General features: G+C 39.0%; 10 protein-coding genes. 7 read left to right on the top strand and 3 right to left on the bottom strand.

The window, feature by feature from the left end; genetic code table 11:
- Positions 1 to 258 precede the first annotated feature (258 nt).
- The gene (locus tag CTN07_RS04915) at positions 259 to 597 is read right to left on the bottom strand and encodes a hypothetical protein (protein ID WP_036765519.1); all 339 of its coding nucleotides are present in this window, start codon (positions 595 to 597) and stop codon (positions 259 to 261) included.
- Positions 598 to 916: 319 nt separating this feature from the next.
- Between CTN07_RS04915 and CTN07_RS04910 the strand changes: the two genes are divergently transcribed.
- From CTN07_RS04910 to CTN07_RS04885, 6 genes are all read left to right on the top strand, one after another.
- The gene (locus tag CTN07_RS04910) at positions 917 to 1,321 is read left to right on the top strand and encodes a DUF6088 family protein (protein WP_036765520.1); all 405 of its coding nucleotides are present in this window, start codon (positions 917 to 919) and stop codon (positions 1,319 to 1,321) included.
- Between the two features lie 2 nt (positions 1,322 to 1,323).
- Positions 1,324 to 2,265 carry a nucleotidyl transferase AbiEii/AbiGii toxin family protein gene (locus CTN07_RS04905; protein WP_005304544.1) on the top strand — a complete coding sequence of 314 codons (942 nt, stop codon included), beginning with the start codon at positions 1,324 to 1,326 and terminating at the stop codon, positions 2,263 to 2,265.
- Between the two features lie 268 nt (positions 2,266 to 2,533).
- Positions 2,534 to 4,696, top strand: a complete 2,163-nt coding sequence (locus CTN07_RS04900) for an AAA family ATPase (RefSeq protein ID WP_005304548.1) — start codon at positions 2,534 to 2,536, stop codon at positions 4,694 to 4,696.
- Between the two features lie 98 nt (positions 4,697 to 4,794).
- Complete coding sequence (locus CTN07_RS04895; RefSeq protein WP_225314647.1) at positions 4,795 to 5,799, top strand: hypothetical protein; 1,005 nt, start codon at positions 4,795 to 4,797, stop codon at positions 5,797 to 5,799.
- A gap of 41 nt (positions 5,800 to 5,840) precedes the next feature.
- On the top strand, positions 5,841 to 7,088 hold the full coding sequence (locus CTN07_RS04890; RefSeq protein ID WP_005304554.1) for a DUF3644 domain-containing protein: 1,248 nt from the start codon (positions 5,841 to 5,843) through the stop codon (positions 7,086 to 7,088).
- Between the two features lie 114 nt (positions 7,089 to 7,202).
- Complete coding sequence (locus CTN07_RS04885) at positions 7,203 to 7,775, top strand: hypothetical protein (protein WP_005304559.1); 573 nt, start codon at positions 7,203 to 7,205, stop codon at positions 7,773 to 7,775.
- A 241-nt stretch (positions 7,776 to 8,016) separates the two neighbouring features.
- Here the strand turns inward: CTN07_RS04885 and gcvP are convergent, their stop codons facing one another.
- Positions 8,017 to 10,890, bottom strand: coding sequence for an aminomethyl-transferring glycine dehydrogenase (gcvP, locus tag CTN07_RS04880; RefSeq protein ID WP_005304561.1), 2,874 nt, complete (start codon positions 10,888 to 10,890; stop codon positions 8,017 to 8,019).
- Positions 10,891 to 11,010: 120 nt separating this feature from the next.
- Complete coding sequence (gene gcvH, locus CTN07_RS04875) at positions 11,011 to 11,394, bottom strand: glycine cleavage system protein GcvH (RefSeq protein ID WP_036765525.1); 384 nt, start codon at positions 11,392 to 11,394, stop codon at positions 11,011 to 11,013.
- 281 nt (positions 11,395 to 11,675) lie between these two features.
- Here gcvH and gcvT point away from each other — a divergent pair, with 281 nt between their 5' ends.
- Positions 11,676 to 12,794, top strand: coding sequence for a glycine cleavage system aminomethyltransferase GcvT (gcvT, locus tag CTN07_RS04870; protein WP_005304565.1), 1,119 nt, complete (start codon positions 11,676 to 11,678; stop codon positions 12,792 to 12,794).
- Positions 12,795 to 13,023 lie beyond the last annotated feature (229 nt).

Below are 13,023 nucleotides of genomic sequence, written 5' to 3'. Positions count from 1 at the left end.
TGCTCCTTAGGCTATAACCGATAGTTAAATGTTATACCTATAAGGATTGAAATTTGTGATGTTGATCGATAAATGGGAAGGGAAGTGTATAACTATCTGTGAGTTGACTCGTTGAAATATAAAAAGCGAACCTTATATGAGTGGCTCGCTTTAATCGTGACGTTTGTGGCTGATGAGAGGTTTTGACTGCTTAATTCAGTTTCTGTAATTTACTTAATAATTCGTCAAACGTTAATAGAGTAAAGTCATAGATATGTTTTAGCCTATTTGGGTAATAAAGGTTTGCTCATCATCCACAAAAGCGACAAATCCACCATGATAGATAAATACTCGACCACGTCCCTCAACTAGGCAGGCAAGCTGTGGGTTTAAGTCTTCTGCGTTATTTGGGCTTTGAAATGTGCCTGTATCGGTGATTACGCCACTGAGTGTAGGTAAATATCCATAAGTTCGCTTAGCTTGATCAATCAGGCTCAATTCGCTGGCAATAGAGAAGCAAGAGGGGATCGAGCCAGCATCTTCAATAAATAACGTTTTTAGTTCTTCAAAAGCTGTAATCACCAGCCAGTCGATGTCGTTTACATGATGGATAAACATAGATTTTCTCGGTAATTCTGATGGGAGGATTCTATCACTATCAAGGGTTGTGTGTAGTGGAGATTTGGCGCATACGAACATGCTTAGAAATTGACGACGCTCTCAATATATCAGAAAACATCGACTCGTAAATCATGTCGTGATGATATTACGTTATGCATCACTCTTTTAAATTAAAAATAAATACATTTAATAACAGTGGCTTAATGGTTTTTAATGTGTTTTAAATGTCGTTTTTTAGACTTAAGTAATGTCGTATTTATTCCTTAAATCAAGCTTGTAAGTTATACTCACTATAAGTCAGAGTATGGAGGTTCAAATGACTACAGCTGATCGTATTTATCAAAAGATAAAACGTTCAAGACGTTATGTTTTTGAACGTAAAAACTTTGAAGGTGTAGCTTGTTATGATCAAGTCGGTCGCGCTTTGAAACAATTAGTAAACCAAGGCGAATTAATGAAAATCGGCTATGGCCTTTACATCAAATCACGAATGAATAGTTTAACAGGTAAGCCAATGCCAACTCATCCAGGTGGGACGGACGCACTTATGCGAGAAATCCTTAAGATGAAAGGCGTAGATTTTGAGATAGATAGCCTGTCTCTTCAAAGCTTATCGGGTGAAAGTACTCAAATTCCTTCATCCATTAATTACTCATGGAACTTAAAACAGTTTAATCGAAAACTGGTAGTGGGTAGTCGTGTTATACACTCGCCAAATTAATCATGAATAAGCTGAAACATCAGTTTCTTGAGGTTTCCGATGCTTTAGCGCTCGGAAACCCAGCTATCATTGAAAAAGATTATTGGGTTGTGGCACTGTTAGCGCAACTTGAAAAACTCACCATAGATTCTCATCAACTGGTCTTTTCTGGCGGTACTGCATTGGCAAAATCCAATGTGAAGATTATGCGCATGTCTGAAGATGTCGATATCAAGCTGATCCCTAATGCCGACTTTTATACATTAAGCAGAAGTAAGAAAAAAACTGTTCGTAAATTATTGCTTGAGATACTTGAAAAAGTGATTGAAGAGTCAAATACCTTTTCGATTGAAGATAAACAAGCATGGGACGAATACCGCTATGTGGAATATGACTTAAAATATCCACAGCAGTTTAGTCAAGCGCCTTGCTTACGCCCCATTATCAAACTTGAATTGATGGAAACCATTCCATTACAAGAAACAGAGCAGCGAAGCATACAATCCTTAGTAGCGGAACTTTACCGAACTAAGAAAGAAGTTAAAGCATTTACTTGTGTATCTGTTCATGTCACGTTAGTTGAAAAGATCATTTCAATGCTTCGTCGTACCATGCTGGCTAAGCGTGATGAAAATCGTAAAGACGATCACACATTAGTGCGTCATATCTACGATGTTTACTGCATAGACGCAACACAACCAATTGATATTGAATCACTATCACCGCTCTTTAATGCAGTATTACAAGAAGATATCACTCGCTTTGGTAATCAACATGATGAATTTGTAAATAATCCATCTAAAGAGCTACAAAGTGGCTTATCAGAATTAGAAGCTAATTCACTTTATCGCCAACGCTTTGAGGCTTTTGTCACTCCAATGGTTTTTAACCAACAACCTCACGATTTTGATACCTGCTTTGCCTCATTTAAACGCATTGCAGCATCGCTAATTAAAAAAATTTAACACTATTCGAGATAACTTAATTCCAAATTCATTATGCCACTTCATTTTAACCAAACCTAGCTTGTCCGAACGTAAGTATTAGTATGGTAGTTAAACCACTTCGATCCAGAACCTTCACTGATGGCATTTCGAAACTTAGAAGTGCCCCAAATCTTGTCAGTCTGATTTCATATCTCAATTTATTAATCAGTTATTTGACTAACATTTTCTAATGAATGTAATGTGTCGGTAGAGTCTACGGAACATTATGATTTATTAAGGAAAACTAGTGTTAACTAATATTGTGCTAGAAAATGTAGCGAGTTACAGGTCGAAAAGCGAGCTAAGAACTGACAAAAAAGTCAATATAATTTATGGACTGAACGGGTCAGGAAAAAGTACTTTTTCAAACTATTTTTATAATCCTGAAAGTACAAAATATCAGCAGTGCTCTCACCGTGATTCTGGTGATACGGTTCTCGTTTACAACCAAAAATTCATCCAAGATAACTTCTACGCAAAAGATACTCTTAACGGTATTTTTAGCCTATCTAAGGAAAATAAAGAAGCAAAAGAGAAGGTAGAGGCAGTTACTCTTGAGTTAGAGGAAATTGCTAAAGATAAGCAGCAGATCCAAAGAGAAATTGGTGAACAACGTTCTAAGATTAATGATGCAAAGGATAAGGCTCAGAAGAAAATTTGGGAAATCAAAACCAACTACGCAGGTGGGGATCGAGTACTTGAATTTTGTCTGAAAGGCAAAATGGGCGGTAAAGAGCCACTTTTCAACCATCTTTGCTCTATACCCCTACCCGCATCTAAACCATCTAAGACAATTGCAGACCTCAAAGAAGAAGCAAATGCTATAGATGGTGATACTGCAATAAAACACTCTGTTCTTAGTAAGCTAGGCATGTTTGATTTATCTGCTGATGACTTAGCTTCGTTAAATGAAATCATTGTAGGTAGCGAAGACAGTCCAGTTGCAAAACTTATCGGGAAGCTTAAAAACTCTGACTGGGTAAGTGAAGGTCTTAAATATCTCGAGCAAATAGAGGGTTCTCAGTGTCCTTTCTGTCAATCAGAGACGATGACAGAACATCTAGCTGAACAAATTCGTGGCTATTTTGACGAGTCATACCAAAACAGCGTGAATGAAGTTAAAGCAATTCAGGCTCGTTACAGCGCAATAGTTGAGAGTATTCCAAGCCTAGACGATTATAAAGTAACTCAGTTCTCTACAGACTATATAGCTCAATTAAATGAACATTACGCTAAACTATCGAGAGACACCGAAATTAATCTTGAGCTCATCAAGCAAAAAGTTTCAAATCCGAGTCTACAAGTCGTTTTGACCGATGTTTCTGAATCTGTTGAAGCATTTAATCTTGTCGTTGACTCGATTAATAAACTTATAAGTGAACATAATGCTAAGATCGATAACTCTGCAAATGAATTAACAAAAATTAAGGCTGAGTTTTGGCGAATCTTACGATACGAATATGACCAAACAATCAGCAATTTTAATGATGTTCAAAACGATGCTAACAAGGTCATCGCTGACAAAACTAAAGAGGAAGCTGCAAAGGTAGCTCTAGAAGAAGCGAAAGACGTTGAAAGGGCTGAGCATCAAAAATCAACAGTAAATATTAATGATGCGATAATCAGTATTAACCAAGGTTTAACGGATATTGGCATTACAGACTTCTACATAGAGAAGTATGAAGATGAGTTGTATCGCTTAGTTCGTACTGACTCTAACTCGAAAATCTTTTCATCATTAAGTGAAGGTGAAAAGATGATTATCAGCTTCTTGTATTTTAGAGAGTTATTCAAAGGGAAACGGAGCGCGACAGAAGGACAAGTGAAAAAAGTAGCTGTTATTGACGATCCAGTATCAAGCTTGTCACACATCTTTGTCTATAATATAGGCCAATTAATCAAAAATGATTTTTTTAATTCAGAAAATATTGAGCAAGTATTTATCTTGACTCATAGCTTGTACTTTTTCTATGAACTTGCTGATGCGAATCACAATAGAAGGAAAGAAAATCAAAATTTATACCGTCTATCGAAGAACGAAAACGGCAGTTCAATTAACACAATGAAATACGAAGAAGTACAAAATGACTACCAATCATATTGGTCTGTAATTAATGATGATAAACAACCACCTGCTTTAATTGCTAATTGTATGAGAAATATTATTGAATATTTCTTTAACTTCGTACAGAAAGCCGATCTAAGTAATGTGGTTCAAAAACCTGAATTGAAGAATCCAAGATTTCAGTCATTTGTACGTTACATCAATCGCGAGTCGCACTCATTAGGTCAGAATATCTTCGATTTTAAGGAGTTTGATTACCACGATTTTAAAGAAGGCTTTAGATTGGTTTTTGAACAGACAGGCTATCCTGAACACTATGAAAAAATGTCCAGAATTAGAGCCTAACGCTAGTAAAGGCCTCTCGTACTGGTGTTGTTTCCGAGAAAAGCGGGCGAACTTGGGGGCTTAAGTTGCTGCACTAACCAACACGTATATTTCCTACATTGAGTCAGACGAACATCGCTGGCTCAAAATTGCCCCAAAGCTTTTTAGAGCCACCAAGCTCGTTATTTGAAGCTGGTGATCAGGCAGAGCCACGCTTTGCATTTCAGGGCACTGTAAACTGGATGAGGGCTCTTGCCGAAGTTGTTAACGATGGTGTTTGTGCTGACGATAAATTAAGTGACTTATATGCTCGGGTTCAACGGAGACCTGTTAATCGTGAAGCTGACACGCTTGTGTTTGAAAATACAATGATGGCTTTACATAATCTGTCTTCCCTCAAGAGCATGAATGAAAATGCCCGAGACAAATATGATATATGTCGTTCAGCTATTATATCTTGGTATTACAGTATCTATTTTTCCGCTAGTGCGATGGTTGCAGCATCTTCTGGTTCTATTCAAGAAACGCACACAGCTACAGCGAAAGTATGGCAATCAGACATTGCGGAAAAAGAACTGATCCCTTACCCATTCAACCTTCTTCTAACTAGCTTAGTTTCCAAAACTGCTGATGCTGAAATAACGGCGTATAGAGGGAGCAATCGTTACGATTTAAATGATAGGGCTTATGATAATGAAACGGCTCATGGCGCATTGGTTTCGTATCTAAAGGGAACTCATGGTTATAAAAAATGGGAAACAGAAGAAAGAGTAAGAACTTCTCGTGATTTCAAAGCACTGGGTGTTGACAACTTTCGTACGAAAGCTGCTCGTGAAGTTCGCGATCGTGCACTAGAAAAGGGGCAAGTAAACTTTCTTATTCAGGCATTTCGTTACCGTGGAAAAGCTAACTATCGCGACTCTATATTTTTATCATACGGTGATAACAATGAAGCTACGATCGAAGAATTCATTCAAGATTTGTACGATGTATCTATTGGTTTCATTAGGTCTACATCACATTATTGCAGCCGAAGAGTCGAGAGGGGGGCATGGGCTGAGTTTGTCGAGGATATATCCGATAACTCTAGGTTATCTATTGACCCCATCGTTCTTGAAATATAACAGGGTATTAATTGACTTTAAATCCGTGAGGAGTAATAGGATTGAGTAGATACGATAAAGTAGATTTGGCTTATAAGTTTCTTTCCTCAAAAGAAAATGAAGGCGAGTCGTTTACGATTGATGAATTGGCTAAAGCTACTGGTTGGAAAAAGCAGACCTGTGGTACATACCCATCAAAGCGCTGGCATCAATATGTCCAAAAGGATGGTTCTCATTACCTCACTACTGGGATTAAATTCCTTAGTAAAGATGAGTTTAGGGCAGTCCATAGTCAAAAGTTACAACAAGTAGCAGACCAGTCTGCGAAAGGTATGTTACTACATAAAGCTAGAGAGTTTGCACTACTAGCAGTATCAACATACAACAACCCATACACTGAGTTTAAAACCTATGGTTATATCGTAAATATTGTTATTGCTTATACAGCACTGTTTCACGCAATTTTTGAAAAGAAAGGCATTGATTACTTCCACCTAAAAGATGGGAAGCCCGTCATTATCGACGGCGAAGAAAAAGCGTGGGAACTAATGGAGTGCTGTAATCAGTATTGGAATGGCGTTGAACGTCCAGAGAAGTATAACCTTCAATTTTTGATTGGACTAAGAAACAAAATCGAACATCGCAGCCTTCCTGCCATAGAGCTTGCGGTTGCAGGTGAGTGCCAAGCTGCTCTTATTAATTTTGAAAACTTGTTAGCAGAAGAGTTTGGTGACTCCCATGCACTATGTACAAACCTAGCTATTGCTATGCAACTAAGTCGCATATCTGAACAAGCCCAAATTGATGCGATGAAACAGCTCCAAAAAGAAAACTACAAAGTTGTTCGCCATTATATGGAAACTTATCGCGCTGACTTAGAAGACAACATAGTTGAGAGTCAACAATATCGTATTCGCGCTATGTTAGTTCCTAAGCTTGGCAACCATGCTAAATCATCTGATATCGCTGTTGAGTTTATTAATGTAAACAAACTCACCGAAGAAGAACTGCAAAACTACGAACAGGGTGTAGCGTTTATTAAAGGTATTGAAAATCCATACAAATTAAAACCATCAAAAGTAATGGCTCTTGTCCGTGAGAAACTTCCGTTTTTCAACATGCCACTTCATACGAAGTGTTGGAAGTATTTCGAAGCTCGTCCTCGCGATAATGCACCAGCTTTTAAAGGTGAGTATGCATCATTTATTGAGGGTTTTGATGGATATTTATACACCAAGCAATGGGTAACATTCTTGACGACTGAGCTGAAAAAGCCAGAGGTGTTGGCAAAAGTGAAAAAAGCCAATTAACAGTGGTTTTAAGTGGGATTCGTAAACGCGTGCCGAACTCGCTTCGCTCAAACATAGCACGCGTTCGCTTACCCCTTAAGCGGGCGTTAGCAGAAATAGTAGTAGGTTGATAAATTGAAGTTTGAGTTTTTGAATACGGAAATAGTAGCACTAGTTAACTTTGTTGCTGCAATGTTTACTATTGCAGCAGCGGTTATTGCGTTAATCACATTATTGAGCTGGAAAAAACAGCAACTCTTGGGACCAAAATTAAATGCGGTTTTAGAAGCGGAAGATTGCTATTGCTTGGTTGTGCAAGGATATATGCAAAATTTTTCTTTTTTCTTTCATTGCAGTAAGTTGGCATTCGAAACACGAAATGCACCTAAAGAGACAAGAGCAGAAGCCAACAATGTAATTTCACGAGAGTCTGAAAAACTAAATTTTGAAAAGCAGGCCCTACATGACTCAAACTTTCAACTCGCAGTACTACGGATGCAACGACTTGGATTAATTGCAGAAATAGATAAAAGTATGGACACAAAGCACCTAACAGAAATATTTGAGGGTTACCTAGAACGAATTCAAAAACATGACTACTCCGATGAAGATAGCAACAACGACTTGCTTAGTTCATTTGCACATGAAATCTATTGGATTCAGGATAGTGGTAAACAAGCTTTTAAAACGATTAGGGACTCTTTGTAAATTTCAGCCATACAAGCGTTTAAGGTTTCAAGATACTATTTCTAATCTGATTAAATCGGTTTACGGCAATTTCTTAAATCGTTTTTGTCCACAGATAAGTTATCCAGCTAACTCATCTGTGTGTGATCACCAAGCGGTTTATCATTTTCAATCCAAGAAAAAACAAAAAAGCGAACCCCAAAAGTTCGCTTTTAAATTATTAAAGAGTAATCAACTTAACTAGCTATTTTTGCTCATAAAATCACTCTTCGTAACTCTCTATACTCGGGCAAGAACAAATCAAATTTCTATCCCCAAACACATTATCAACACGATTTACTGTTGGCCAATACTTACTGTAGCGGCTGTGTTTGGCAGGGAAGCAAGCCAATTCACGACTGTATGGATGAGTCCATTGCTCTGCCATCAGATCAAACTGAGTATGAGGGGCATTGACGAGGGGATTATCTTGTAAAGGCCATGTACCGTTTTCCACTTGCTCTATTTCATGGCGGATAGCAATCATCGCATCACAGAAACGATCCAACTCTGCTAGATCTTCAGATTCTGTTGGCTCAACCATCAACGTACCAGCCACAGGGAAAGACATGGTTGGAGCATGGAAACCATAATCCATCAGACGTTTAGCAATATCTTCTTCGCTGATACCAGATGACTCTTTAATCGGACGAATATCAATAATACACTCATGGGCAATATGTCCTTGTTTACCTTGATATAAAATCGAGTAATAAGGGCTGAGTTTCGCCTTCACATAATTTGCATTTAATATCGCAAGTTTAGTGGCTTCTGTCAGTCCTGCTTCACCCATCATCGCAATGTAAGCATAAGAAATAGGTAATATTGATGCCGAACCTAATGGTGCGCCTGAGACCGCATATTGAGGATCATTGTGAGACGATGCCGTAATAATATGCCCAGGAACAAAAGGAGCGAGATGAGATTTAATACCTATTGGCCCCATACCTGGACCACCGCCACCATGAGGAATACAGAAGGTTTTATGAAGGTTTAGGTGCGAGACATCTGAGCCAATGTACCCTGGTGACGTTAAGCCAACCTGTGCATTCATATTTGCACCATCAAGATAGACTTGACCGCCAGCTTGGTGAACCAGTTCACATACCTCACGGACACCTTCTTCATAAACACCATGCGTTGATGGGTAGGTGATCATAATGCAGGACAGATTATCGCGGTGTTGCTCAATTTTATCTTTAAGATCAACAATATCTATGTTGCCTAAATGGTCACACTTAACAACCACAACTTTCATTGAAACCATGGCCGCAGAGGCAGGGTTTGTGCCATGGGCTGAGCTTGGGATCAAACAAACATTACGATGCCCATCACCATTGGCTTCATGGTAGCGTTGAATTGCAACAAGACCTGCATATTCACCTTGAGCACCAGAGTTTGGTTGTAAAGAAAAAGCATCATAACCTGTAATTTCACACAACATGGCCGCTAAAGATTGAGTCAACTCTTGATAGCCTTGGCTTTGCTCTTGTGGCGCAAAAGGGTGTAACTGACCAAACTCAGGCCAAGTAATCGGGATCATCTCCGTTGCTGCATTGAGTTTCATCGTACAGCTGCCTAATGGGATCATTCCGTGTGTGAGCGAATAGTCTTTATTCTCAAGATGCTTCATATAACGCATCATTTGAGTTTCACTATGATAAGAATTAAACACAGGATGAGTCAGGTAAGTAGAATGACGTAAACAACTTGGAGGAATTGCAGAAAATTCGTTTTGTTCTACTTGCTCACTGTAAAAAGACAGTTGAGTAGTATTGCCATCAAAAAGCTGCAATAACTGTTCAACATCATTTAAAGTTGTGGTCTCATCAAGACTGATAGCAAGAGTTTCTGAATCCACTAAGCGCAGATTAAGTCCTTGTTGTTGTGCTTTTTGATAGATAACTTCAGTATGATTAAGAGTGTGAACGGTTAGGGTATCAAAGAAGTAATAGTTTTTACGCTCAAAACCAACATCACGAATTCCAGCGGCTAAAATTGCCGTAAAATGATGAACTCGACGAGCAATATTTTTCAGACCTTCAGGGCCGTGATACATCGCATAGAATGCTGCCATATTGGCAAGTAAAGCTTGGGCAGTACAAATGTTAGAGGTCGCTTTTTCACGGCGGATATGCTGCTCACGAGTTTGCATTGCCATACGTAAAGCTTGGTTACCTTGACTGTCTTTTGATACGCCGATAACTCGCCCTGGCATAGTGCGCTTGTGTTTATCTTGAGTTGCCATAAAGCCCGCGTGAGGTCCTCCAAATCCCATTGGAACACCAAAACGTTGTGCACTACCAACAACAACATCAGCCCCCATTTCTCCCGGTGGCGTTAATAGCGTTAATGCTAATAGATCAGAAGCGACAGCAACTAAGGTCTTCTTCGCATGAGCATTAGCTATAATGGCGGTTAAATCGTGGATCTCACCACTAGAACCTGGGTATTGCAGCAGCGCTCCGAACACCTCATTGTCATCAAGTTGTTCAAGGTTACCCGTTATCACTTCAATGCCGACAAATTTAGCTCGGGTTCGAATCACATCAAGCGTTTGTGGATGCACTTCATTGGAAACAAAAAACGCAGAGCTCTTATTTTTGCTCGCACGCTTACACAACATCATCGCTTCAGCAGCGGCTGTGGATTCATCAAGCAAAGAGGCATTGGCCAGATCCATCCCCGTTAAATCCATGACCATTTGCTGATAGTTAAGTAAGGATTCTAATCGACCTTGAGATATTTCTGGCTGATAGGGGGTATAAGCGGTATACCATCCTGGATTTTCGAGGATATTGCGTAAAATAACACTTGGGGTATAAGTGTTGTAGTAACCTTGGCCGATATAGCTTTTGTTAATAATATTCTTTTGCGCGATATGTTTTAACTGTTGCAGCAACATTTCTTCATTTATCGCTTTAGGCAACTGCAACGGTTGCGGAAGTCGAATATTGGCTGGAACCGTTTGATCGATCAGCTGATCTAAATTATCAACGCCAATGGCTGCTAACATCGTTTGTTGTTGTTCTAAGGTTGGGCCATTGTGACGATTTACAAAGGTATTATGATCAGTGAAGGTGGTGAGCAGAGACATAAACTTTCTTCCTATGATAGATAATCAAAGATCGATAAGAAACACGAAACCCAACCATGTGAGATTGCTTGGGTATACGCCACTGGCTCAATCGATTTAGAACAGTGGCGTGAATTTGATTTATGCTTCTTCTGCTAGCGTTGCTAAGTAAGATTCACCATCAATCAGTGCGTCAAGTTCACTTGGGTCAGTAAGTTTCACTTTAGCAATCCAACCGCCTTCATAGGGCTCATCATTTACAAGCTCTGGGCTATCGCCGAGTTCTTCATTAATTTCAAGGATTTCACCAGTAATAGGGGCATAAATATCTGATGCTGCTTTTACGGATTCAACAAGAGAAAATGTTTCGCCTGCATCTATGGTATCGCCGACTTCTGGAAGGTCCACAAATACAACATCACCGAGTAATCCTTGGGCATGGTCTGAGATTCCAATCGTAACGGTTCCATCGCCATTATCTAAAACCCACTCATGACTGTTGGTGAACTTAAGTGTCTTTTCCATGTATGACTCCTTTTCGACTACAACTGTGATTATCGTTCTAACATCAACGTAACATACCGAGAGGATATATCAGGCGCAATGAAAAAATATAAAGAATGATACGTTGGGCACTTTTCTAATAAATCACTATAGCAACCGTTTACCTTTAGCGGTTTAATCACTATCTAAGCTTAAAATATAGATGAATTGAATAGTGCGTAATCGGTAACCAGAACCTTAGTTTGTTTACAATTAAGCAAAAAATAGCTCGTAAGAGAGTGCAAATAAAAGGAGATAAAGTGATGACGGAAAGCTTGTTAATGACGCCATTAAATAACATGCATAAAGAAGCAGGGGCCAAGATGGTTCCTTTTGCCGGTTATGAAATGCCAGTTCAATATCCTTTAGGTGTCAAAAAAGAACATTTGCACTGTCGTGAGAAGGCGGGTTTATTTGATGTTTCCCATATGGGACAAATACGCTTAATTGGTGAAGAGGCAGCGAAAGAGTTAGAAAAATTAGTCCCTGTAGACATTATTGATCTGCCAGTTGGTAAACAGCGATACGCTTTATTTACTAACGAGCAAGGAGGGATCGAAGATGATCTTATGGTTACAAATTTTGGCGACTGCTTATATTTGGTCGTTAATGCCGCTTGTAAACATCAAGATATTGAGCGATTAAAGCAGCATCTTGCGCCAAGTGTCACTCTTGAAGTTTTAGAAGATCGTGCTCTGTTAGCTCTGCAAGGACCAAAGGCTGCGGCAGTATTGGCTCAACTAAATCCTGCTGTTTCTGATATGGTCTTTATGGATGCTTGCCGTTTAGATTTATTAGGTGTTGAGTGTTTTGTGAGTCGCTCTGGCTATACTGGAGAAGATGGATTTGAAATCTCAGTGCCGAATAATAAAGTAGAAGAGATTGCGTGCCATCTCGTAGAGTTTGAAGAAGTGGAGTGGATCGGGTTAGGGGCGCGAGATTCTTTACGTTTAGAGTGTGGACTTTGCCTCTATGGTCATGACCTGACATCATCAACCACCCCAGTTGAAGCCAGCCTATTGTGGGCTATCAGTCCGATTCGTCGTTTAGGCGGTGAACGAGCAGGAGGGTTCCCTGGTGCTGATGTGATCCTTGAACAAATTAAGACTAAGCAAATTGTTCAAAAGCGTATCGGCTTAATTGGTTTAACTAAGGCTCCTGTTCGTGAAGGTGCTGAATTGCTCGATGAAAACGATCAGGTGATAGGTACAGTAACCAGTGGTACTTATGGACCTTCGATTGCTCAACCCGTTTTAATGGCTTTTGTCGATATTGCGCATACTGATATTGGTATGGAAATGTGGGCATTGGTTAGAGGCAAAAAAATACCTGTACAAGTGACAAAAATGCCATTTGTCGCTCAGAACTATTATCGAGGTTAATAAATAAAAGGGAGCATTCGTTCCCTTTTTATTCATTATGGGTAAAATATCATTTATCAGTTGTTTTGTCTTTTTAATGAATCTTGATAGATATTCAGGATCCATATCTGTATTTTATAAATTAAATAATTAAGAATACTCTTGTTTGTAGTGTGTATTTTTTAATAAGCTTTCTATAAAAGTATTTTTTTCTATGTAATTGTGTATATAAAAGCATATTATTGCTTGT

It is taken from the genome of Photobacterium damselae, assembly GCF_003026815.1.
Classification (GTDB): Bacteria; Pseudomonadota; Gammaproteobacteria; order Enterobacterales; family Vibrionaceae; genus Photobacterium; species Photobacterium damselae.
This window is presented reverse-complemented; position numbering and strand designations above follow the sequence as displayed.